Source organism: Streptomyces sp. NPDC050416, from assembly GCF_044458845.1.
Lineage (GTDB): Bacteria > Actinomycetota > Actinomycetes > Streptomycetales > Streptomycetaceae > Streptomyces.
In genome coordinates, this window is record NZ_JBITII010000003.1 from 141400 (window position 1) to 163471 (window position 22072).

The 22072-nt window shown below is 69.5% G+C and carries 26 protein-coding genes, 1 tRNA gene, 1 pseudogene and 1 riboswitch; of the genes and pseudogenes, 21 read left to right on the top strand and 7 right to left on the bottom strand.

All coding sequences use genetic code 11. The annotated features are described in order from the left end of the window. The first annotated feature begins 12 nt into the window (after positions 1–12). The 7 genes from clpS (at position 13) to ACIBL4_RS10245 (ending at position 4868) form a co-directional block, all read left to right on the top strand. Positions 13–330 (top strand): ATP-dependent Clp protease adapter ClpS, encoded by a 318-nt coding sequence (clpS, locus tag ACIBL4_RS10215; protein WP_020270284.1) that lies wholly within the window; start codon positions 13–15, stop codon positions 328–330. Between the two features lie 32 nt (positions 331–362). Continuing rightward, complete coding sequence (locus ACIBL4_RS10220; RefSeq protein WP_399408337.1) at positions 363–971, top strand: DUF2017 domain-containing protein; 609 nt, start codon at positions 363–365, stop codon at positions 969–971. 341 nt (positions 972–1312) lie between these two features. Continuing rightward, positions 1313–2737, top strand: coding sequence for an amino acid permease (locus ACIBL4_RS10225; RefSeq protein WP_399408339.1), 1425 nt, complete (start codon positions 1313–1315; stop codon positions 2735–2737). A 153-nt stretch (positions 2738–2890) separates the two neighbouring features. Continuing rightward, positions 2891–3313: a Mov34/MPN/PAD-1 family protein gene (locus ACIBL4_RS10230; protein ID WP_399408341.1), complete on the top strand. Its 423-nt coding sequence runs from the start codon at positions 2891–2893 to the stop codon at positions 3311–3313. A 109-nt stretch (positions 3314–3422) separates the two neighbouring features. After that, complete coding sequence (locus ACIBL4_RS10235; RefSeq protein ID WP_356928695.1) at positions 3423–3518, top strand: putative leader peptide; 96 nt, start codon at positions 3423–3425, stop codon at positions 3516–3518. A gap of 114 nt (positions 3519–3632) precedes the next feature. Beyond that, the gene (locus tag ACIBL4_RS10240) at positions 3633–3911 is read left to right on the top strand and encodes a MoaD/ThiS family protein (RefSeq protein ID WP_193505787.1); all 279 of its coding nucleotides are present in this window, start codon (positions 3633–3635) and stop codon (positions 3909–3911) included. Between the two features lie 6 nt (positions 3912–3917). Next, on the top strand, positions 3918–4868 hold the full coding sequence (locus ACIBL4_RS10245) for a PLP-dependent cysteine synthase family protein (RefSeq protein WP_399408344.1): 951 nt from the start codon (positions 3918–3920) through the stop codon (positions 4866–4868). A 697-nt stretch (positions 4869–5565) separates the two neighbouring features. Here ACIBL4_RS10245 and ACIBL4_RS10250 read toward each other — a convergent pair. Next, positions 5566–6009 carry a type II toxin-antitoxin system PemK/MazF family toxin gene (locus ACIBL4_RS10250; protein ID WP_356928697.1) on the bottom strand — a complete coding sequence of 148 codons (444 nt, stop codon included), beginning with the start codon at positions 6007–6009 and terminating at the stop codon, positions 5566–5568. 212 nt (positions 6010–6221) lie between these two features. Between ACIBL4_RS10250 and ACIBL4_RS10255 the strand changes: the two genes are divergently transcribed. Further along, positions 6222–6974, top strand: a complete 753-nt coding sequence (locus tag ACIBL4_RS10255) for an MBL fold metallo-hydrolase (protein WP_399408347.1) — start codon at positions 6222–6224, stop codon at positions 6972–6974. Positions 6975–7072: 98 nt separating this feature from the next. On the opposite strand, the gene ACIBL4_RS10260 is transcribed toward ACIBL4_RS10255, so the two are convergent. Next, a complete protein-coding gene (locus ACIBL4_RS10260) occupies positions 7073–8335 on the bottom strand; it encodes a PTS transporter subunit EIIC (RefSeq protein ID WP_356928699.1) in 1263 nt (420 codons plus the stop codon). A 289-nt stretch (positions 8336–8624) separates the two neighbouring features. On the opposite strand from ACIBL4_RS10260, the gene ACIBL4_RS10265 reads away from it, so the two are divergent. From ACIBL4_RS10265 to rdgB, 4 genes are all read left to right on the top strand, one after another. Then, entirely contained in the window at positions 8625–8858 is a 234-nt protein-coding gene (locus tag ACIBL4_RS10265; protein ID WP_020270294.1) for a glucose PTS transporter subunit EIIB, read from the top strand. Between the two features lie 113 nt (positions 8859–8971). Continuing rightward, positions 8972–9709 carry a ribonuclease PH gene (gene rph / locus ACIBL4_RS10270; RefSeq protein ID WP_356928700.1) on the top strand — a complete coding sequence of 246 codons (738 nt, stop codon included), beginning with the start codon at positions 8972–8974 and terminating at the stop codon, positions 9707–9709. Positions 9710–9851: 142 nt separating this feature from the next. After that, positions 9852–10253, top strand: coding sequence for a hypothetical protein (locus ACIBL4_RS10275; RefSeq protein WP_356928701.1), 402 nt, complete (start codon positions 9852–9854; stop codon positions 10251–10253). Positions 10254–10401: 148 nt separating this feature from the next. Then, positions 10402–11004, top strand: a complete 603-nt coding sequence (gene rdgB / locus ACIBL4_RS10280) for an RdgB/HAM1 family non-canonical purine NTP pyrophosphatase (RefSeq protein WP_399408350.1) — start codon at positions 10402–10404, stop codon at positions 11002–11004. A 45-nt stretch (positions 11005–11049) separates the two neighbouring features. On the opposite strand, the gene ACIBL4_RS10285 is transcribed toward rdgB, so the two are convergent. The 3 genes and pseudogenes from ACIBL4_RS10285 to ACIBL4_RS10295 all read right to left on the bottom strand — a co-directional run bounded on the left by ACIBL4_RS10285 (position 11050) and on the right by ACIBL4_RS10295 (position 12070). After that, positions 11050–11124, bottom strand: a tRNA-Leu gene (locus tag ACIBL4_RS10285). Positions 11125–11139: 15 nt separating this feature from the next. After that, complete coding sequence (locus tag ACIBL4_RS10290) at positions 11140–11634, bottom strand: HNH endonuclease (RefSeq protein WP_399408353.1); 495 nt, start codon at positions 11632–11634, stop codon at positions 11140–11142. After that, positions 11631–12070: pseudogene (locus ACIBL4_RS10295) on the bottom strand (HNH endonuclease signature motif containing protein). The gene ACIBL4_RS10290 and the pseudogene ACIBL4_RS10295 overlap by 4 nt, the downstream one beginning before the upstream one ends. A 638-nt stretch (positions 12071–12708) precedes the next feature. On the opposite strand from ACIBL4_RS10295, the gene ACIBL4_RS10300 reads away from it, so the two are divergent. The 4 genes from ACIBL4_RS10300 to ACIBL4_RS10315 all read left to right on the top strand — a co-directional run bounded on the left by ACIBL4_RS10300 (position 12709) and on the right by ACIBL4_RS10315 (position 15802). Then, on the top strand, positions 12709–13116 hold the full coding sequence (locus ACIBL4_RS10300) for a hypothetical protein (protein WP_399408355.1): 408 nt from the start codon (positions 12709–12711) through the stop codon (positions 13114–13116). Between the two features lie 78 nt (positions 13117–13194). After that, positions 13195–14478, top strand: a complete 1284-nt coding sequence (locus tag ACIBL4_RS10305; protein WP_399408357.1) for a hypothetical protein — start codon at positions 13195–13197, stop codon at positions 14476–14478. Continuing rightward, on the top strand, positions 14478–15074 hold the full coding sequence (locus tag ACIBL4_RS10310; protein ID WP_399408359.1) for a hypothetical protein: 597 nt from the start codon (positions 14478–14480) through the stop codon (positions 15072–15074). Before ACIBL4_RS10305 ends, ACIBL4_RS10310 begins: the two co-directional genes overlap by 1 nt. Next, the gene (locus ACIBL4_RS10315) at positions 15071–15802 is read left to right on the top strand and encodes an ATP-binding cassette domain-containing protein (protein WP_399408361.1); all 732 of its coding nucleotides are present in this window, start codon (positions 15071–15073) and stop codon (positions 15800–15802) included. Before ACIBL4_RS10310 ends, ACIBL4_RS10315 begins: the two co-directional genes overlap by 4 nt. Positions 15803–15821: 19 nt before the next feature. Here ACIBL4_RS10315 and bcp read toward each other — a convergent pair whose 3' ends face one another. Next, positions 15822–16298, bottom strand: coding sequence for a thioredoxin-dependent thiol peroxidase (gene bcp, locus ACIBL4_RS10320; protein ID WP_399408363.1), 477 nt, complete (start codon positions 16296–16298; stop codon positions 15822–15824). 95 nt (positions 16299–16393) lie between these two features. Here bcp and ACIBL4_RS10325 point away from each other — a divergent pair, with 95 nt between their 5' ends. The 3 genes from ACIBL4_RS10325 to ACIBL4_RS10335 all read left to right on the top strand — a co-directional run bounded on the left by ACIBL4_RS10325 (position 16394) and on the right by ACIBL4_RS10335 (position 17606). Beyond that, positions 16394–16723, top strand: a complete 330-nt coding sequence (locus ACIBL4_RS10325; RefSeq protein WP_020272535.1) for a DUF3618 domain-containing protein — start codon at positions 16394–16396, stop codon at positions 16721–16723. A gap of 44 nt (positions 16724–16767) precedes the next feature. Then, the gene (locus ACIBL4_RS10330) at positions 16768–17124 is read left to right on the top strand and encodes a co-chaperone GroES (RefSeq protein ID WP_010040015.1); all 357 of its coding nucleotides are present in this window, start codon (positions 16768–16770) and stop codon (positions 17122–17124) included. Positions 17125–17184: 60 nt separating this feature from the next. Then, positions 17185–17252, top strand: a riboswitch (guanidine-III (ykkC-III) riboswitch). A 33-nt stretch (positions 17253–17285) separates the two neighbouring features. After that, complete coding sequence (locus ACIBL4_RS10335) at positions 17286–17606, top strand: DMT family transporter (protein ID WP_399408365.1); 321 nt, start codon at positions 17286–17288, stop codon at positions 17604–17606. Position 17607: 1 nt separating this feature from the next. Here the strand turns inward: ACIBL4_RS10335 and ACIBL4_RS10340 are convergent, their stop codons facing one another. Then, a complete protein-coding gene (locus ACIBL4_RS10340; RefSeq protein ID WP_399408367.1) occupies positions 17608–20016 on the bottom strand; it encodes a transglycosylase domain-containing protein in 2409 nt (802 codons plus the stop codon). Between the two features lie 436 nt (positions 20017–20452). Here ACIBL4_RS10340 and ACIBL4_RS10345 point away from each other — a divergent pair, with 436 nt between their 5' ends. Both ACIBL4_RS10345 and ACIBL4_RS10350 read left to right on the top strand, forming a co-directional pair. Further along, positions 20453–21253 carry an ABC transporter permease gene (locus tag ACIBL4_RS10345; RefSeq protein ID WP_399409307.1) on the top strand — a complete coding sequence of 267 codons (801 nt, stop codon included), beginning with the start codon at positions 20453–20455 and terminating at the stop codon, positions 21251–21253. Next, a complete protein-coding gene (locus tag ACIBL4_RS10350; protein ID WP_399408369.1) occupies positions 21246–22067 on the top strand; it encodes an ABC transporter permease in 822 nt (273 codons plus the stop codon). Before ACIBL4_RS10345 ends, ACIBL4_RS10350 begins: the two co-directional genes overlap by 8 nt. The last annotated feature ends 5 nt before the right edge of the window (positions 22068–22072 follow it).

The following is a 22072-nucleotide window of genomic DNA, read 5'->3' on the forward strand; positions in this document are numbered from 1 at the left end:
TCGGGTGGCAGCATGGGCAGTGTGACGTCACCCGCGCCCCTGGAGATCGAACGGACCGAGTCGGCGGAGGAGGTCTTCGCCGTACCGGAGCCAGACCTCCCCTGGGTCACCATCGTCCACAACGACCCGGTCAACCTCATGAGCTATGTGACCTACGTCTTCCAGACGTACTTCGGCTACTCCAAGGACAAGGCCACCAAGCTCATGCTCGACGTCCACCACAAGGGCCGGGCGGTCGTCTCCAGCGGCAGCCGCGAGGAGATGGAACGCGACGTGCAGGCCATGCACGGCTACGGCCTGTGGGCCACCCTCCAGCAGGACCGCAAGTAGCCAGCTCCCCGCCCAGCAGCGAAAAGGCGTTCATGCCCGGAACCTTCGAACCGCTCCCCGGCGGCGGCGCTGCCGTCGCCCTCGACGACGTCGAGATCTCCATCATCCGGTCGCTGGCCGTCCAGCTCCTGGAGCTCATCGGTCCCGGCCCGGCCGAGGACGCCTCCGGCGATCCGCTCGCCGAGCTGTTCGCGGAAGGCCCGAGCGAGCCGCCCGCCGACCCGGTGCTCAAACGCCTCTTCCCGGACGCCTACAGCGACCCCGAGCAGCCCGCCTCACCCCAGGACGCCGAGGAGCGGCGGGCGTACTCCGCCGAGTTCCGCCGCTACACGGAGAACGACCTGCGGGCCGGCAAGCGGGACAACGCCCTCGCGGTGATCCGCTCCCTGGACGCGCTCTCCTCGGCCTCGGCCGGCGAGGGCGGCGCGGTGCTGAAGCTGTCGGCGGAGGAGTCCCAGCGGTGGCTGTCGGCCCTGAACGACCTGCGGCTCGCGATCGGCTCGCGGCTGGAGATCACCGAGGAGGAGGACACCGACCTCCTCTACCGCCTCCCGGACGACGACCCGCGCAAGCCGATGGTGATGGCCTACCTGTGGCTGGGTGGACTCCAGGAGACGCTGGTCGGAACCCTTATGCCCTGATCCGTGCAGGTTCTGTGACCGCCGGATGACCGATCCGTGTTCGCTCAGAGGACACTCAAATCCGGATAACGATCGCGTCACCGTGTCCGCCTTCTATGCCGCGTTGGGCTGCGCTTTGTCCGTTTTCCCTGTGCGGTGCGTCACAATCCCCCCGAGTGATCAGTGTTGCGGCCGTGATAAATCTTCACGACCGCCCGGCCGACACCACCCGAATGTCCGGCCGGGTGCGCCACCGAGCCGGCAACCGCCGGCCAGGCACCGCTCCATTTATCCGGGGGGATCGAGACCCGATCCGAGGCCGACGAGAGGCCCGGGTCGGCATGGAGAAAGGCGCACCACACATGACCTCTGCGCAGGTCGACACGGAAAACGTCCCCGAAGAGGGGTACGAGCGCGGCCTCGGTAGCCGCCAGGTCCAGATGATCGCCATCGGCGGCGCCATCGGCGTCGGCCTGTTCATGGGCGCCGGAGCGAACATCGCCAAGGCCGGCCCCAGCATCATCCTCATGTACGCCCTCGCGGGCGTCGTCATCTTCTTCATCATGCGGGCGCTGGGCGAGTTGCTCCTGTACCGGCCCGTCTCCGGCTCCTTCGCCGAGTACGCCCGCGAGTTCCTCGGCCCGTTCTTCGGGTTCGTCACGGGCTGGACGTACTGGCTCATGTGGGTGGTCACCGGCATGGCCGAGCTCACGGCCGCCGCGATCTACATCCACTTCTGGTTCCCGGAGATCCCGCAGTGGGTCAGCGCCCTGGTGTTCCTGGTGGTGCTCTTCGGCGTCAACCTGATCTCCGTCAAGATCTTCGGCGAGGTCGAGTTCTGGTTCTCGATGATCAAGGTCACGGCCATCATCGGCATGATCGTCATCGGCCTCGGCGTGCTCACCCTCGGCTTCTCCGACGCCGGTGACACCGCCACCGTCTCCAACCTCTGGTCGCACGACGGCTTCTTCCCGAACGGCATCGGCTCCAGCCTGATGACGCTCCAGGGCGTCATGTTCGCCTACCTCGCCGTCGAACTCGTCGGCGTCACCGCGGGCGAGTCCGAGAACCCCGAGAAGACCCTGCCCAAGGCCATCAACACCCTGCCCTGGCGCATCATCGTCTTCTACGTCGGCGCCCTGCTGGTGATCCTCTCCGTCGTCAAGTGGACCGAGTTCTCCGCCGGCGAGAGCCCGTTCGTCCACGCCTTCGGCGAGATCGGCATCCCGCTCGCCGCGGGCATCGTCAACTTCGTGGTGCTCACCGCGGCCCTGTCGTCCTGCAACTCGGGCATGTACTCCACCGGCCGGATGCTGCGCGACCTGGCCGCCAACAGCGAGGCGCCGCAGGCGTTCGGCAAGCTCAACGCCCGCAAGACCCCCGCCGTCGGCATCACGGTCTCCGTGGCGCTCATGGGCATCGGCGTCGTCCTGAACTACGTCGTCCCGGAGAAGGCGTTCCTCTACGTCACCTCCGTCGCCACCGCGGCCGGCATCTGGACCTGGATGATGATCCTCGTCAGCCACATCCGCTACCGCGCCGCGGTCGACGCGGGCCGGCTGCGCGCCTCGTCCTTCCCCGCCCCCGGCGGAGCGCTGTTCAGCTGGGTCGCGCTCCTCTTCCTCATCGGCGTGACCTTCATGATCGCGTACGACAAGGACGCCCGGGTCTGCCTGTACGTCGCGGCCGGCTGGGCCGTCGCCCTCGGTATCGGCTGGGCGGTCCTCAAGAGCCGCAACCCGCAGATCGCCGAGCGCCGCGACGCGGAGTTCGAGAAGGTCGGCTGAGTTCCGGAAAGACCGGCCACGAACCAGCCAGGACGTCCAGCCGCAGGGAGTACTCGTGGCACCCCCTGCGGCTGCCGCTCAGGGCGTCCGGCATATGGGCCGTTCCGTACCATCCATCGGTACGGAACGGCCCTTCTGCTTATCCTGACGAGCATGCTGACCATCACCCAGGCTCTCGTCGACCAGATCGTCGCCCACGCGCGCAAGGACCACCCCGACGAGGCGTGCGGCGTGATCGCGGGCCCCGCGGGCTCGGACCGCCCCGAGCGCTTCATCCCGATGCTGAACGCGGCCATGTCGCCCACGTTCTACGAGTTCGACTCCGGCGACCTGCTCAAGCTCTACCGCGAGATGGACGACCGTGACGAGGAGCCGGTGGTGATCTACCACTCCCACACGGCGACCGAGGCCTACCCCTCCCGCACCGACATCTCGTACGCGAACGAGCCCGGCGCGCACTACGTCCTCGTCTCGACGGCCGACATCGACGGGGCCGGCGAGTTCCAGTTCCGCTCGTTCCGGATCGTCGAGGGTGAGGTCACGGAGGAGGAGGTCGAGATCGTCGAGGCGTACTGAGCAGGTCTGGACGGGGGCTGAACAGGGCGGTCTCACTCTCCGGCCGGAAATCGTCCGCGATGTGGGATCACATTCCAGAACCCGGACCGGGAATCGATACGATGAGCGCATGGTTTTCCACGACGTGAGCGACAAGACGCCGGGCACGATGCTCGTGGCGCGGCTGCACGTCGACCTGTGCAGGCTCGCCAGCGCCATCTGTTGACGCCGACCCCTGCCGCCGTACGGCCGTGAGCCGCGGCGCTGCACACACGCACCACCCCGCTGTTTCTGCGCTGCCGCGCGCCCGACTGACTACTCCCGACAGGAGCCCTGAGCCATGGCCATCGAGGTCCGCATCCCGACCATCCTCCGCCAGTACACCGACGGTCAGAAGGCGGTGGAGGGCAGCGGTGACACCCTCGCCGAGCTGTTCGCCGACCTCGAGTCGCGGCACACCGGCATCCAGGCCCGCATCGTGGACGGCGACCAGCTGCGCCGCTTCGTCAACGTCTACCTGAACGACGAGGACGTGCGCTTCCTCGACGGCATCAACACCAAGCTGACGGACGGCGACAACGTCACGATCCTGCCGGCCGTGGCCGGCGGCATGGTCTGATCACCGATGCGATACGACTCACCCCTGGCCGCGGTCGGCAACACCCCCCTGGTGCGCCTGCCGCGGCTGTCGCCGTCCGCCGACGTCCGTATCTGGGCGAAGCTGGAGGACCGCAACCCGACCGGATCGGTCAAGGACCGCCCGGCCCTGCACATGATCGAGCAGGCGGAGAAGGACGGCCGCCTGACCCCGGGTTGCACCATCCTGGAGCCGACGTCCGGCAACACCGGCATCTCCCTGGCCATGGCGGCGAAGCTCAAGGGTTACCGCATCGTGTGCGTGATGCCGGAGAACACCTCGCGGGAACGGCGCGACCTGCTGGCCATGTGGGGCGCCGAGATCATCTCCTCCCCGGCCGCGGGCGGCTCCAACACCGCCGTGCGCGTCGCCAAGGAGCTCGCGGCCGAGCACCCGGACTGGGTGATGCTCTACCAGTACGGCAACCCGGACAACGCGGGCGCCCACTACGCGACGACGGGCCCCGAGATCCTCGCGGACCTGCCCTCCGTCACCCACTTCGTGGCGGGCCTCGGCACGACCGGCACGCTCATGGGAGTGGGCCGCTTCCTGCGCGAGCACAAGCCGGACGTCCAGATCGTCGCCGCCGAACCGCGCTACGACGACCTGGTCTACGGCCTGCGCAACCTCGACGAGGGCTTCGTCCCCGAGTTGTACGACGCGTCGGTCCTCACCAGCCGCTTCTCGGTCGGCTCGGCGGACGCGGTCACCCGCACCCGCGAACTGCTCCAGCAGGAGGGCATCTTCGCCGGCGTCTCCACGGGCGCCGCGCTGCACGCCGCGATCGGCGTCGGCAAGAAGGCCGTCAAGGCCGGTGAGCCGGCCGACATCGTCTTCGTCGTCGCCGACGGCGGCTGGAAATACCTGTCGACGGGCGTCTACACGGCGGCCACGACGGAGGAGGCCATCGAAACGCTCCAGGGCCAGCTCTGGGCGTGACCCGACGGCAGACCACAGAACCAGACGCAGCAGGGCCGGAGTGAGAACTCCGGCCCTTTCGCGTTCCCGCCGCCCCGCAGTCACGGCCGCAGCCCGGGCGTGGGCCGCTGCCCGGTCTGGTCCGCTTGCTGGACCGACCGCCCCTGGCGGCCGGGGTCCCGCCGGGCGCCGACCGCGGTCATCGCTGCCGCGCTGGTGCCGGATCTGCTGCTCCCACGAGCGTGACGAAAGCGGTGGCAGACGGCCCGGACCCCGGCCCGGGGCGGCCCGGTCGTCGCACCGGCTGCTGGCGCGCGGCTGCTGGCGCGCGGTCGCCGTGCCGTACCGTGCCGGGACCCTGCCGTCGCGTCCCGCTCTGCGGCATGTCCCCGCGGGGGCGCCGGACAGAAGCCCTGGCCGGCAGCCGACCAGGTGTCAGGCGGTCGTCCGCTGCCGCACTGGTGCCGCACCTGCTGTTCCCATGGCCGCGGTGAGGGCGGCGGCCGACGGCCGGGACCACCGCTCGGGCCGCGGCGCGAGGCGGCACGGTTGCCGCACTCAAGCTGCTCGCGCTCGGCTGACCTGCCTGAGCCAAGGGGGCTTCCGATGGATCTCCGCGGCGTCGCGACGCCCGGCACGCACTCTCGCCGCACCGGGCAAAACGCCAAGTAGCTCCGCGGCACGTTTCCGCAGGGACGCCGCGAGGAGAAGCCCAGCTCTAGCCGGCCAGGTACCGCACCTGGTCCCACAGCGCCGGGTCCACCACCCCGATCCGTCGCCGGAAGCCCCACACCGGGACCTCCCGCAGTTCGTGCGTCTCCAGGAAACTCGCGCGGCCCTGGGTGTCGCCGACCGAGCCCGGGGGGAGGGGGATCACGCCGGTGCGCTCGTGCCGGAACCGGGTGGTGATCTTCGCGACGGTCGCCCGCTCCCCGCGCACCGCCAGGACCAGGCACGGCCGGTCCTTCGTGCGGGCCTCGTCCTCGTAGGGGACGTCCGCCCACCAGATCTCCGCGGGCTGCGGCAGCCCCGCCACCGCGGCTCTCCCGGCAGCCGCCCGGCCCCGCCGCGCCGACGACCGCCGCCCCCAGCCGTCGACGAGCGTGGCGACGAGCGCGAGCAGTACCACCGCGGCGAGCGCCAGCCACCAGGACGTGTCCATACTGAGACGTTACCGGCGCCATCCCTCCCCCGCGCCCTTCTCCCGAGGATCACCCCCGGCACTGCCAGCCGAACCGGTGACACCACAGGTGAGTTCGCCCACAACAGCCCTTGGCGGAGGAGCGACCGGAGGTTTTGCGCCTTACGCTCGACGCACCGCACGACCCCCGACGCCCCTCTCAGACTTATCCCGCCAGCGGAGGTTTCTGCTTCATGAAGCTCACCGTCGTCGGCTGCTCGGGGTCGTTCCCGTCCGCGGAATCGGCCTGCTCGAGCTACCTCGTCGAGGCCGACGGCTTCCGGCTGCTTCTCGACATGGGCAACGGTGCCCTGGGCGAGTTGCAGCGCCACTGCGGTCTCTACGACCTCGACGCGATCTTCCTCAGCCACCTGCACGCCGACCACTGCATCGACATGTGCGCGTACTTCGTCGCGCGCTACTACCGCCACGACGGCGGCCGCTGCGATCCGCTCCCCGTCTTCGGACCGGAAGGCACGGAACACCGGCTGACCACCGCCTACGCGGACACCCCCTCCGCCTCCTCCATGAGCGAGGTCTTCGACTTCCACACGGTCAAGCCGTCCACCTTCGAGATCGGCCCGTTCACGGTGCACACCGAGCGCGTGGCCCACCCCGTGGAGGCGTACGGCATCCGCGTCGAACACGATGGCAAGGTCCTGACCTACTCCGGCGACACCGGCGTGAGCCCCGCCCTGGACGAACTCGCCCGGGACGCCGACCTGTTCCTGTGCGAGGCGGCGTTCACGCACGGCAAGGAGAACATCCCCGACCTGCACCTCAACGGCCGCGAGGCGGGCGAGACGGCGGCCCGGGCAGGTGCCCGGCGCCTGGTCCTCACGCACATCCCGCCGTGGACGGACCCGCAGGCGAACCTGACCGACGCCCGCGCGGTGTACGACGGTCCGGTGGACCTCGCGGCGCCGCGGCAGACGTACGAGGTCTGAGGGACCGTCCGGTCACTCCGGTCACTCTGATCACCGAGCACGAAGAGGCCCCGGAACCCAAGCGGTTCCGGGGCCTTCACCGTGTGCGGGGGTGCGGGCTACTTCGCCTCCGCCTTCTGCAGCTCGGCGAGTTCCTCGTCGGACTCGCGGCCCGGCGTCGGCAGGTTGAACTTCGTGATCGCGAAGCGGAAGACCACGTAGTAGACCGCCGCGAAGCACAGGCCCACCAGCGCCAGGCCCCACGGGTTGGTCGCGATGCCCAGGTTCAGAGCGAAGTCGATCGCGCCTGCCGAGAAGCCGAAGCCGTCCCTCATCCCCAGCGCCCAGGTCAGCGCCAACGAGACACCCGTGAGCACGGCGTGGATCGCGTACAGCACCGGGGCGATGAACATGAACGTGAACTCGATCGGCTCGGTGACACCGGTGACGAAGGAGGTCAGCGCGAGGGAGAACATCATGCCGCCGATGACCTTGCGGCGCTCGGGCCGGGCGCAGTGCACGATCGCCAGGCACGCGGCGGGCAGGGCGAACATCATGATCGGGAAGAAGCCGGTCATGAACTGCCCGGCGTTCGGGTCACCGGCCAGGAAGCGTGCGATGTCGCCGCTCTTGCCCTCGTAGGAGCCGGCCTGGAGCCAGGGGAAGGAGTTCAGCAGGTGGTGCATGCCCACCGGGATCAGCGCCCGGTTGGCGACGCCGAAGATGCCCGCGCCGACGGCTCCGGAGCCGACCAGCCACTCACCGAAGTTGTGCAGGGCCGTACCGAGGACCGGCCATATGTAACCGAAGACGATGCCGATGGCCAGGCCCGCGAAGGCGGACAGGATCGGCACCAGGCGGCGACCGCCGAAGAAGCCCGCCCAGTCGGGCAGCTTGGTGCGGTAGAAGCGCTGGTAGAGCAGGGCGACGACGAGGCCCATCACCACACCGCCGAGCACCTTGGCGTCGGCCGGGGCGTCCACCATCACGGCCTTGCCGTCGACCTCCGCCGCCACCTGCGGCAGGGTCGGGTCGGTGAACGTGGCCAGGACGCCCTTGAAGACCAGGTAACCGACGACCGCGGCGAGAGCGGTCGAGCCGTCCGACTTCTTCGCGAAGCCGATCGCGATGCCCACGGCGAACAGCAGCGGCATGTTGTCGAGGATCGCGTTGCCGCCCGCGGACATGAAGCCCGCGATCTTGGTGATGAACTCCGGGAACGACTCCCGCCCGAGCATGTCGGTGTTACCGAGGCGGACCAGGAGTGCGGCGGCCGGCAGCACGGCGACGGGCAGCATGAGGCTGCGGCCGATACGCTGCAGGACCGCCATCACCGCAGACCCCTTCTTCGGGCTCGCGGGCGCGGCTGTGGCTGTGGACATGAACTTCCTCCATGGGGCACGGCGCCGCCCAGGAAGAGTTCGACGGGGGACGGCGGCGTCTCAAAAGGGGAACGCGGTTCACAAGAGCACCGCGCGACCTCCACCGGTGAGTGGTGTAGACCAGTTGTAGCACGGTAGGCCGAACGAGTGGAACCCGCGAATTCCGACCGCTGCGACGAACCGGAGGCCGCGGCCCCCGGCCCTTTGTGGAGAGGCGCGCTCGTGGTGTAGACCTGTTGCGCCAACTGTGGGTTACTGCGACAAAGCGGTTCGATCAGGGAGAACGAACATGGCCACCAAGGCTGAGAAGATCGTTGCCGGGCTCGGCGGCATCGACAACATCGAAGAGGTCGAAGGCTGCATCACCCGCCTCCGCACCGAGGTCGTGGACCCCGCCAAGGTCGACGAGGCCGCCCTGAAAGCCGCCGGCGCTCACGGCGTCGTCAAGATGGGCACCGCGATCCAGGTCGTCATCGGCACCGACGCCGACCCCATCGCCGCGGAGATCGAAGACTTGATGTGAAGCGCGGGGATCGTCCCGGGCTTCATCCCCTGACAGACCCCGAAGGTCAGTCGTGAGGGCCCCTCCCCACCGCGGGAGGGGCCCCTTCCGTATGTACGGATAGGCTCAGCTTCATGTCTCGAATCGACGGCCGCACCCCCCAGCAACTCCGCCCGATCACCATCGAACGCGGCTGGAGCAAGCACGCCGAAGGCTCCGTCCTCATCGCCTTCGGCGACACCAAGGTCTTCTGCACCGCCTCCGTCACCGAAGGCGTCCCGCGCTGGCGCAAGGGCAGCGGTGAAGGCTGGGTCACCGCCGAATACTCCATGCTGCCCCGCTCCACCAACACCCGCGGCGACCGCGAGTCCGTCAGGGGCCGCATCGGCGGCCGCACCCACGAGATCAGCCGCCTCATCGGCCGCTCCCTGCGTGCCGTCATCGACTACAAGGCCCTCGGCGAGAACACCATCGTCCTCGACTGCGACGTCCTCCAGGCCGACGGCGGCACCCGCACCGCCGCGATCACCGGCGCCTACGTGGCACTGGCCGACGCCGTCGCCTGGGCCCAGCGCAAGAAGCTCATCAAAGCCGGCCGCCAGCCCCTCACCGGCACCGTCAGCGCCGTCTCCGTCGGCATCGTCGGCGGCGTCCCCCTCCTCGACCTCTGCTACGAAGAAGACGTCAAGGCCGACACCGACATGAACGTCGTCTGCACCGGCGACGGCCGCTTCGTCGAGGTCCAGGGCACCGCCGAAGCCGAACCCTTCGCCCGCGACGAACTCAACGCCCTTCTCGACCTCGCCGTCGCCGGCTGCACGGAACTCGCCGCCCACCAGCGCACGGCACTTGATACCGTCCTCGAAAAGTAAAGGGCGCGCCAAGACAGGTGCTCGGCACGGGCAACCGCGCCGAGCACACTCGCGTCTGAAGGAGTGCGGGCGCACGGCTCATCCCTGTGCGTCCGGCCAGCCACACGGGCCGCCCGGCCCGACCGACGAGAGGGACCGTTCCATGGCCGCGAGCCGCCGCCGACGCCGCACCGCCGCCGTCGCCGCCACCCTGGCGGCCGTCGCGCTGACCGCCGGACTCACCACCGGCTGCGCCGCCGTCGACAAGGCGCTGGACTGCGTCCAGACCGCCGACGCCATCGCCGACAGCGTCACGGAACTCCAGCAGGCCGTGGACAACGCCGCGAACGACCCGACGCAGCTCGACGAGTCCCTCGACTCCATCGACAAGAACCTGACCAAGATCGGCGACAAGACCGACAACGCGGACGTCAACAAGGCGGTCGACGACCTCAACAAGGCCGTCGGCAACGTCCGTACGGCGGTCAAGAACGGCGACGAGACGCCCGACATCAGCCCGGTCACGGACGCGGCGGGCGAACTGACGAAGGTCTGCACGCCGTAACGCTGCGCCGGCTGGGCGGGCTACTCGTCTGCCGGGTTTCGGTGGTCGCTGGCTGCGGGTGCGTCGTGGCTGATTGCGCAGTTCCCCGCGCCCCTGACGGGCCGCGCCCCCTACGGGGCGCGCCCGGTGCTGCGGCAATACTGGGGCCATGACCCGCTTGATTCTCGCCACCCGCAACGCCGGAAAGATCACCGAGCTCCGGGCGATCCTCGCCGAAGCCGGGCTGCCCCACGAGCTCGTCGGGGCCGACGCCTACCCGGACATCCCCGACGTCAAGGAAACCGGCGTCACCTTCGCGGAGAACGCCCTGCTGAAGGCCCATGCCCTGGCCCGGGCAACCGGCCTGCCGGCCGTCGCCGACGACTCCGGCCTCTGCGTCGACGTCCTCAACGGCGCCCCCGGCATCTTCTCCGCCCGCTGGTCCGGCCGCCACGGCGACGACAAGGCCAACCTGGACCTCCTCCTCGCCCAGCTCTCCGACATCGCCGAAGAACACCGCGGCGCCCACTTCGCCTGCGCGGCGGCCCTGGCCCTGCCGGACGGCACCGAGCGGGTGGTGGAAGGCCAACTGCGCGGCGTCCTACGCCACGAGCCGACAGGTACGGGCGGCTTCGGGTACGACCCGATCCTCCAGCCGGAGGGCGAGACGCGGACGTGCGCGCAGCTGACTCCACAGGAGAAGAACGCGATCAGCCATCGGGGGAAGGCGTTTCGGGCATTGGTGCCGGTGGTGCGGGAACTGCTCGGCTGAGGGCATGGAGAAGGGCGCCCCACTGAGTGGTGCGCCCTTCGTGGATGAGCCCGGTGGGACTCGAACCCACGACACACCGGACCTAAACCGGCGCCCTCTTGCCAGCTGGGGTACGGGCCCACAGCGCTGCCTACTCTACTTGGCCTGGTGGACCGCTCGGCGGCCTCCTCGGCACCACGTCCTGGTGATCGCGTGGCAATTCGGGCACAGCAGCCGCAGGTTCTCGCGCCGGTCGTCGCTCCAGTCCCCGTTGATGTGATCGACCTCCAGCGTCATGGGCTTGCCGAGCCACTCGGCGCCGATGCCACACCGCGCGCACCGCTCAGGCACGCCAACGGCTCCGAGTGCGCGGCGCAACAGTGACGTTCTGGTCCTGCGCTTTCCGTCGTGCCGGACCAGAATCTCCTGGGGGCGCTTGGCCGGGATCGTCCCCGGTTTGCCCCGGTTGTGTGACTGTCCCAGAAAATCCGCCGTGTCGATGTGCTGCTGGCTGATCCACTGGCGCAACATCGCCCGCTGCCCGCCGTTGTCCGGCCGTCCAAGGTGGCGCAGCACCTCTGCGAGGGAGACGGACTGGGCGACGGCGACGCGCAGTTCCTTGGGAGTGGGCCGGGCTCGCCGCCTGCTCATGAGGCACGCCCCCGCGCGCGGCCCTTGCCGCGCCCCGGTAACTGTCCGTCGTCGAGTGGCAGTCGGGGCGGAGGAACCGAACGTTTTCGACCCGGTTGTTCCGCCAGTCGCCGTCGATGTGGTCGACCTCCAAGGGCAGCGTTTCCCCCAGCCAGACCGCTTCGAGGCCGCACAGAGCGCAGCGCTCCTCGATGCCCAGCTCGCGCATCGCCCTTTTGAGCCGGGCACTCGGGACCCGTCTGGCGTGCGTCGACGTGTCCTCGACGAGGATCTCCTCAGCGGTCCGACGACGCTGGTTGCTTCTTCATCCGCTGCCTGAGGTAGTCCCGCGTGGCGCTCCCCGGATCCACCCCCAACCTGGTCAACGCCTCGGACAACGTCCGCGCCCCCGAGCCGCCTCCTCCAGCCGCTCCCTGGTGTACGCACTCGCCCCCATCGAGCCCCTCCGTCACTCCGTCCCCCGACCACCCGTTCGTGATCTCGCACGGAGTAACGAACCGTTTATCGGACAGTCACGCCCGGGAGGCTCAGTATCACGAGCGCCGGGGTTTTTACCGCGCAGAGAGGCCGAAATGCTGCGGTCGGTCTCGCCGGAGCTGGGGCGGCAGGAGGTCTGGACCGCCTGTCACTCGTCACTGTCCGAGCCGGATCGGCGTGCGGCTGGTGTTGCGAGTGCAATGCCGGACCGGCGCGGGGTGTCGAGGCTCCGGCCGTGCGGTCCACCGGCGGAGCGGGGTGGTCGTAAGGCTTTGAATCACTCTCGTGCGCAGGATCGCCCGCTCGCCGAGCAGGTGGATGCCGTCACAGAGCCCGACGGTCCCTTCGCTGCCGCAGTGCTCGACCACCCGGATCATCGCCTCCGTGCAGGCCGTCCACACCCTGCACCTCGCCAGCTCAGACAGGCGGTGCGATACACAAAATGTTTACGTCACATTGACTGAAAGATCATCTGTTCGATAGCTTCCACGCCTTGCCTGATGTGGACAGGCCTCATGGGGGGCCGCATCGGGTGGGAGATTCGGAGTTCCCGCATTGTCGGGCAGATCCTCCAAGCGCGCGTCCGCCGTGATCGCCATGGCGTCAGCCTTCACCCTCGCGTTGTCCTCTGGTGCCTGGGCCAACTGGTCGAGCAGCATCAACTCGTGGACGGACGGCGGCGGGAGCAACGGCCAGTCCCGCTACTGGGCGGACGAGAGCTACACGGAGATCATCTTCAAGGGCTGTTCCGTGCAGGGCGGCAGCAAGACCACCGGGGTCGAGTTGTGGGACTACGACGCGCTGTCGTCCAACGACTTCTACGGTGAGAAGACGTTCACCAACTGCTTCAACGGCACGAGCTACGCGAGCCGGGGCGAGTACAACGGCCTGCCCCAGGAGTCGGACTACTTCTTCCAGCTCGACAACGTCGGCGGCGGAAGCAACGCGTGCTGCCTGCTGTGGGCGACCTACGCGGGAGTCGACACCTCTCTCGCCGATTCCTGATCAGTGATCTGCAGCGTGGTGCCTCGCTGGCGGCGAGGCACCACGCCCCCTTTTCGGACCGCTCCAGGAAGCCAAGAAGTGAAACCCCTCACACTCATCAGGTCCAGCAGCGCGCTGCGGGTCGCGCCTGTGGCCCTGCTTCTCGTGTTCGCCTACTACGCCACCGATCTCGGTGACGACCTCCGTATCGATCCGCTGGGCTACTCCGCCACCGTGGTCGACGCGGTGCTGCGCAACCTGCTGCCCGTGGCCTTCGCGGTCGCCTCGGGCCTCGCCGCCTGGGAGGCGCGCAAGCTGGGAGCCTCCGGAATCTGGGGGCTGGGGGCGGTGCGATCCCGCTACACCATCGCCGCACAGCAGCTGGCTCCCGTCGTCGCACTGGCCTGGCTGCTCCTCATCCTCCCCACGCTGTGCGCCCTCGCGCAGGAGCAGGTCGCACCCGACCTGCCCGGCCTCACGCTGCTGGCCTTCGCGCTGGTGCTCTGCGTCGCCCACGGCATCGTCGGATTCGCCGTCGGAGCCACCATCCGGCACATCGCCGTGGTGCCCATCATCGCGGTCACCGACTTCCTGGCCGTCGGCTGGTCCACGGGACTGGAGACACCGTGGCCCCGGCACCTCACCGGCCTCTTCGCCGGAAAGATGATGTTCGGCGAGCTGCCCACCCCCGCCGCCCTCGCGGCTCCCCTCCTGCTCGCCGTCGGCTCCGCCTGCGCGATGGCCCTGCTCTGGGCACCCGTTTCCCGCCGGCTGCGAGGAGCCGTCGCGGCAGCACTCGTCTTCGCCTGCGCGTTCGGCTCGTTCTCCTTGGTCGGCAACTGGAGCTACATAGGCCCACGGAGCACCGGTCACGGCACGGTCGCCTGCGCCGGGCAAGCCCCCCGCATCTGTCTGCCCGAGGCGCGCGCCGAGCACATCTCCTCTCTCAGCGAGGAAGCGGAGGCCACGCTGGAAACACTGCGGCGAGCCGGTCTGCCCGCCGAACCGGCTTCCATCGCGGACACCTCTCTCAGCCTCCGGTATCCCGAACCGTCCACGGAGGACGACTGGACCGTCCCCCTCGGGGTCGGCGAGGCCACCGGCACCGTTCGCTACCAGATCGCCCGCGAAGTGGTGCGTTTCGAATGCGCCCCTCCCGCCACCGGTCCCGCCCGCCTGGTGTACTTCTGGGTGTCCTCCAAGGTCGGGCAGGCTGACACCTACTTGAGACGGCTCAGCTCCGAGCCCGATTTCACTCCTCAGGAACGCAGCCGTATCCAGGACGGAGTGGGGAAGGTCCTGCGGTTGAGCAAGGACCGGCAACTGGACTGGTACGAGACGACCGTGGCGGAGGCGTGCGAGGAAGACGGGAAGACAACGTGATGTGGTGGCTGCGTGCCCGTCGCGCCCACACTCGGCTGCCCCTGGGCTTCCTGATGTTCGCGCTGCTGGCGGCGATCGTTCAGGACACCCCCCTCTTCCTGCCGTCCATCTGGTCCGGCGGCTCCGAGATCGTGCAGGCCGCCACGCTGGTCCCGCTGGTGCTGACCTCGGTCCTCTTCGACTGTCTGCACACCCGGCTGGACGCCGCCGAGAACACCGGAATCCGACCCGTCAGGTTCTTCGACGTCCTGCTCTCGCTCGGCGTGGTGGCCCTCGCATGTGCTGTGGGTGAGGTGATCGCCATGATCACCGGGGCAGCGTCGGCCGAGACACTGGGCCGCAACACGGTCTTCCTCGCCGGCCTCACCCTGTCGTGCGGGGCTCTCTTCGGGAGATCCGCGGTCCTCGTTCCCGCACTGTGGCCGCTGCTCGGCGTGCTGTTCGGCATGAGAGCGCCCGGTGACGCCTATCCGTGGACCGTCCTCCTCGAACCGCCCGGCACCTGGTATGCCACGACGGGAGCCGTCTTGATGCTCACCGTCGGCGTGGGTGCCCACCTCCTTTCACCGACCCGCTTCGCACGGAGAGCCGCATGACGCTTGTTCTCGATTCCTGCACTTTCGCCTACGGCCGACGGCGGGCCGCCGTGCTGAAGGACTTCAGCTACCGCCTTCCGGACGGACTGACCATCCTTCTCGGACCGAACGGGGCCGGAAAGTCCACCATGTTGCAGCTGGCCGCTGCCGTCACCGCGCCGCAGCGGGGAACCGTGACGTGGGACGGGCTCGACGCGAAGAGCAAGGACTACCGGCGGACGGTGGCCTGGATGCCGCAGAACATCACCCCCCTGCCCTCGCTCACGGCACGCGAGTACGTCGCCTATGTGGGCTGGCTGAAGGGAATGAGCAGGGGCGATGCGTGGGCCAACGCTCCTCGGGCGCTGTCCCGCGTCGAGATGTCGGAGCGCGCCGACACGCGCACCAGCCGGCTCTCGGGCGGGCAGCTGAGGCGGGTGGGGGTGGCCTGCGCCCTGGTGCACGAGGCGCGGGTGCTCCTCCTGGACGAACCCACGGCCGGTATGGACCCGCGTCAGCGACGGGTCTTCCGCGATCTCCTGGGCTCGGTCAAGGACGAGGTCCGCATCCTGCTGTCCACGCACGACGTGACCGACCTCGCCGAAGAGGCCGATCACGTGTCCGTACTGGTGGGCGGACGCCTCGTGCAGAACGGTTCGACCGGCGAGTTCCTCGCCCACACTCCGCCCGGTACGGCGCAGGGCCGGGCCGCCGAAGGGGCTTACACGACCCTGCTCGAGTCGGTCTGACCCGCACGGGCGAGCCGGGTCACGTGTCCTGGATCCCCAGATCCTTGATGATCTTCGCCACGTGACCCGTCGCCCGGACGTTGTACAGCGCGCGCTCGACCTTGCCCTCCTCGTCCACGACGATCGTGGAGCGGATGACGCCCATGTAGGTCTTGCCGTAGTTCTTCTTCTCGCCGAAGGCGCCGTAGGCGTCCAGGACCTGCTTGTCCGGGTCGGCCAGCAGCGTGACCTTCAGGGACTCCTTGTCGCGGAACTTGGCCAGCTTCTCGGGCTTGTCGGGGGAGATGCCGATCACCTCGTAGCCCGCGCCGGCCAGCAGCTCCAGGTTGTCCGTGAAGTCGCAGGCCTGCTTGGTGCAGCCGGGGGTGAGGGCGGCCGGGTAGAAGTACACGATGACCTTGCGGCCCTTGTGGTCCGACAGGGACACCTCGGTGCCGTCGGCGTCGGGCAGGGTGAAGGCGGGGGCCACGTCCCCCGGCTGGAGTCGCTCGCTCATCGGGCCAGGGTAACCGGGGGTGCTGACAGTGTGGTGAGCCGTGGAGCTGACAGACTGTCCCACACAGGCTTCACACCGACTTCGGAGGCGACACGGTGGCGGACACGGCGGACACCAGGACCCCGGCGCAGATCGAGGCGGACATCAGGCGCCGCCGCGCGACCCTGGCCGAGACCCTCGACGAGATCGGGGTGCGGGTGCACCCGAAGACCATCGTCGGGGACGCCAAGGCCAAGGTCGCGTCCAACATCGATCACACCCTCGGGCGGGCGTACGTGGAGGTCAACCGGGCGGTCACGGACGTGCGCGCCCGGTTCGTTGACGAGGACGGGGCGCCGCGGCTTGAGCGGGTCGTGCCCGTGGCGCTCGTCGTCGTCGGCGTGGTGGGGCTGCTCGCCTTCAGCACGCGGCGCCGCAAGGGCTGACCCGACCGCTTACGTCCCCGGGGAAGACAGGTAGGTTTCAGGGCGTGAGCGCCAAGAGAAACGAGCACAGCACCCATCCTGACAAGCTGCCCATCCGGATGCTGCACGACCGCGTACTCGTGCGGCAGGACACCAGCGAGGGCGAGCGGCGTTCCGGCGGCGGCATCCTGATCCCCGCCACGGCGGCGGTCGGCCGGCGGCTGGCCTGGGCCGAGGTCGTCGCGGTGGGGCAGAACGTACGGACCGTGGAGCCGGGCGACCGGGTTCTGTTCGACCCGGAGGACCGGGCCGAGGTCGAGGTGCGCGGTATCGCGTACGTGCTCATGCGCGAGCGTGATCTGCACGCCGTGGCCGCGGACCGGTTCGAGGGCTCGGAGGACTCGACGGGCCTCTATCTGTAGTTCCGGCGGCAGCAGCAACAGAAGGGGCCGGTGACCAGCGTCACCGGCCCCTTCCGCGCTGCTTTGCTACGTTGGAGGGACCCCCGACGAGACGCGCCGTACCGGGACGAAGGCAAAGACGACGCACCCCACCGTCAGCCCGTTTCCCGGAGGTGCCCGTCGTGGCCTGGGTTCTGCTCGTCGTCGCCGGTCTGCTCGAAGTCGGGTGGTCCGTCGGTATGAAGTACACCGACGGCTTCACGCGCCCGCTCCCCAGCGTTCTCACCGGCACCGGCATCGTTGCCAGCATGCTGCTGCTGTCCCAGGCGGCCAAGACCCTGCCCATCGGTACGGCCTACGGCGTGTGGGTGGGCATCGGGGCGGCCGGGGCGGCGGTGTTCGGCATGGCCGTGCTGGGGGAGCCGGCGACCGCCGCCCGGATCTTCTTCGTGTGCCTGCTGCTGGTCGCCGTGGTGGGGCTGAAGGCGACCAGCGGTCACTGATCTATTCGCGGCGGGCGCCCTGCGGGACCACGCCCCAGCCGGGGCCGGTCGGGCCGCCCGTGTCCCCGCCGTCGGTCGCGTCGCCGCCGCCCTCCGTCGTGCCGCCGTCGGTCGTGCCGCCGTCGGTGGCGGTGCCGCCGTCGCCGGTCCCGCCGTCCGCGGTGCCGCCGCCGGTCGGGGACTCGCCGCCCGTGCCGCCGTCGGTGGTGCCGCCGTCACTCTGGCCCTCGGTCTGCCCCTCGGGCGCGCTCGGGGACTGGCCGGGCGTCTCGGTGCCGGTCTCCTGGCCGCCGCTGGACGTGCTGCCGCCGTCGGTGGTGCCGCCCGTGGTCGGGTCGGCCGGGGGCTCGGTGCCGGGGGCCTGGGAGACGTCGGCGCCGGGCTGGAGCCGCAGGTCGAACTCGCTGACGGGCTTGCCTTTGAGGGCGTCCTGGGTGAACTGGGTCCAGATCTCCGTGGGCGCCCCACCGCCGTTGATGCGGGGCAGGCCCATCGCGCCGTACAGCGACTTGTGGGCGGCGGTGACCGGGTCCTGGCCCATGACGGAGACGACCGTGGCGAGCTCGGGGGTGTAGCCGGCGAACCAGGCCGCGGTGTCCTCCTCGGCGGTGCCGGTCTTGCCGGCGACGGGGCGGCCCGCGCCCTGCGCGGCGGAGGCGGTGCCGTTCTGGACGACGCTCTGCAGCATCGAGGTGGTGGTGTCGGCGGCCTCGCGGCTCACCGCCTGCCGGGTGCGCCGCTCCGGCAGCTCGACCGGTGAGCCCTCCTTGGTGACCTTCTTGACCATCGTGTACGTGCCGTGCCGGCCGTGGTTGGCGAGCGTGGCGTAGGCCTCCGCCATGTCGAGGACGCTGGCGGTGGCCGTGCCGAGCGCGATGGCGGGGCCGTCGGCGAGGTCGGGCGTGGCCTCGGGGATGCCGAGGTCGATCGCGGTCTGCTTGACCTTCGAGGGGCCCACGTCGGCCGCCATCTGCGCGTACACCGAGTTCACGGAACTGTCGGTCGCCTCGGTGACGGTGATGTCGCCGTAGGAGCGCTGGTCTTCGTTCTCGGGGGCGTAGGGGTCGCCGGTCCAGCCCTGGACGGGGCGCTTGTTGGTGCCGTCGTAGATCGTGTTCGGGGTGATCACGCGGCCGTCCTGGGTCTCCGAGTGGTTCTCGACGGCGGCGGTGAACACGAACGGCTTGAAGGTGGAGCCGACCTGGAAGTCCCTGCGGGTGGCGTTGGGGGTGTACTGCTTGACGTAGTCGATGCCGTTGTACATCGCCACGACTTCGCCGGTCTTGGGATCGACGGAGGCGCCGCCCGCGCGGACGTAGCGGTCGACCTTGTTGTTCTTCTTGTCCAGCTTGTCCATCAGCTTGTCGTTGACGGCCTTCACGAACGCGTCCTGCCGGGGCTTCTGGAGCGTCGTGGTGATGCGGTAGCCGCCGGCGTCGAGCTTGCTCTCGTCAATGATCTTGTTCTGGGTGAGGTAGTCCTTGACGGTCCGCACGATGTAGCCGCGCTGCCCGGACATGCCGGTGGACAGGGTGGACTCCTTCGGCACCGGGAACTTCATGCCGGCCCGCTTGGACTCGCTGAGCCAGCCCTTCGTGACCATGCCGTCCAGGACGTAGTTCCAGCGGGACTCGGCGGCCTTGCGGTTCTCGGGGTGGGCGACCACGTCGTACTGGCTGGGCGCGTTGACGAGCGCGGCGAGGTAGGCGGCGCGGGCCGGGTCGAGGTCCGAGGCGTCCATGCCGTAGTAGGCCTGGGCGGCGGCCTGGATGCCGTAGGCGTTGCGGCCGAAGTAGCTGGTGTTGAGGTAGCCCTCGAGGATGTGGTCCTTGCTGACCTCGCGGTCCAGCTTGATCGCGATGAAGAATTCCTTGGCCTTGCGCGTGATGGTCTGGTCCTGGCGCAGGTAGTAGTTCTTCACGTACTGCTGGGTGATCGTGGAGCCGGACTGCTTGCCCTTGCCGAGGGCCGTGTTCCAGGCCGCGCGGAGCATGGCCTTGGGGTCGACGGCGGACTCGGTGTAGAAGTCGCGGTCCTCGGCGGCCAGGATCGCGTGCTGGGCGTCCTTGGAGATCCGCGGGAGGGTGACGTTCTCCCGGTTGATCTCGCCGTCGCGGGCGATCACCGAGCCGTCCGCGTACAGGTAGACGTTGGCCTGCTTGGTGGCGAGCGCGTTGGCCGGCGGGATCTTCACCAGCGAGTAGCCGAGGAAGAAGCCGCCGACCAGCAGCAGGGCGACGACGATGAAGGCACCGAGCGTCATGCGCCACGTCGGGATGATCCGGCGCCAGCCGGTGCGCTTCGGTTTCCCGGCCGGCCGGGCCTGCGGCGTGGCCGGGTCGCCGTCCGCCTGCGGCTCTCTCGGTGCCCAGCCCGGTGTCGGCTGCTGCGGCTGCGGCTCGTCACTCATGTCGTGCACGGACTCCTGTTTCGCGTCGTACGTCGTTCCCGTACGTCTCTGCTCGCTCTTGCGCCCCTGTGATGAAGACTGTCCCATCCGGCGATCAGTTCCCTGACCGAGGGCCGTGTCGTGAGCCGGGCGGCGGGACGGGCTGTGGGCGGGCGAGCGCCCAGCCGGACGCAGGAAGAAGTGAGCCATCCTGCGCGCCTGTTCGTATCGCGATCCCGCGTGCGCGGGATTCGCCTGAAGGGGGACACGACGATGCGACTGCTCGCCCTGGCCACGGGCGCCTCGGCCCACGCGGACGCAACGGATCGTACCGTCTGGGCCGGTGCGCACTCGCCCCGCGGCACCCGAGCCGCTCCCCGAAATTGCGTGGCACGCGTGATCGCCGCTCCACTAGGCTCCTGCGCTTCGGTGCCCGGTGGCGAGGAGGGCTGTGGATGTGGGCTCGGGACGGTTGTACCTGGCCGTCGCGGCGGGGGGCTTCAGACGGTACGCGACGTATCGGGCGGCCACGGTGGCCGGGGTGTTCACCAACACGGTCTTCGGCGTCGTCCTCGTCCACACGTACCTGGCGCTGTGGGACGAGAAGCCGCATCTGGGAGGGTACGACCAGGCGCAGGCCGTGACCTATGTGTGGCTGGGGCAGTGCCTGTACGCGACCCTCGCCATCCAGGGCGGCGGCGCCGAGAAGGACCTGATGGAGCGCATCCGCACCGGTGAGATCGCCGTCGACCTGTACCGGCCGGCCGATCTGCAGCTGTGGTGGCTGGCGGGCGACGTGGGGCGGGCGCTGTTCCAGATGCTGGGGCGGGGCGTCGTCCCCTTCGTGTTCGGCGCGGTGTTCTTCCCCATGGCGCTGCCGACGTCGGTCACCCCCTGGGCGGCCTTCGTGGTCACGCTGCTGCTGGCGGCGGTCGTCAGCTTCGCGCTCCGCTTCCTGGTGGCCCTGAGCGCGTTCTGGCTGATGGACGGCATGGGCGTCAACCAGGTGCTGATGATCACGGGCATCTTCTTCTCCGGCATGGTGCTGCCGCTGAACGCCTTCCCGGGCGTGTTCGGCGACATCGTGCGGGTGCTGCCGTGGGCGGCGCAGATCCAGATGCCGGCGGATGTGCTGATGGGGGAGACCGACCCGCTCGGGGCGTTCGCCTTCCAGGCGGCGTGGGCGGTGGCACTGCTCGCGGCGGGGCGGCTGCTGCAGTCGGCCGCGACGCGCCGGGTGGTGGTGCAGGGTGGGTGAGCGCAGCGCCCTGCTGGAGGGGCTGCGGGCCTACCGGTTGATCGCCGGGATGTGGGTGCGCTCCAGCATGACCTACCGCACCTCCTTCGTCGTCACGGTGTTCGGCAACCTGGCGGTGACCGGCCTGGACTTCGTGGGGATCCTGCTGATGTTCTCGCAGGTCGACTCGCTGGGCGGCTGGTCACTGCCCGAGATCGCCTTCCTGTACGGGCTGTCGGTGACGGCGTTCGGGATCGCCGACCTGGTGCTCGGCTCGATGGACGTCCTGGGCTCCCGGATCCGCGACGGCTCGTTCGACATCCTGCTGGTGCGTCCCGCGCCGGTGCTCGCCCAGGTCGGCGCCGACCTCTTCGCGCTGCGCCGCCTGGGGCGGATCACTCAGGGAACGGTGGTCCTGGGCTGGGCGCTGGTCTCGGTCGACGTCGACTGGAGCGCGCCGAAGGTGCTGCTGGTGCCGATCATGGTGGTCAGCGGCGCGGCGATCTTCTCGGCGGTGTTCGTGGCGGGCGCGGCCTTCCAGATCGTCGCCCAGGACGCCTCCGAGGTGCAGAACGCGTTCACGTACGGCGGGACCACGCTGCTGCAGTATCCGCCGACCGTGTTCGGGAAGGACCTGGTGCGCGGCGTGACCTTCATGCTGCCGCTCGCCTTCGTCAACTGGGTCCCCGCCGCCTATGTGCTGGGCCGGCCGTACCCGATCGCGCTGCCGCAGTGGACGGCCTTCGCGTCGCCGCTCGTGGCGGTGGCGTGCTGTGTGCTGGCGGGGTTGGTGTGGCGGGTGGGGCTTCGTTCCTACCGGAGTACAGGGAGTTGACGGTG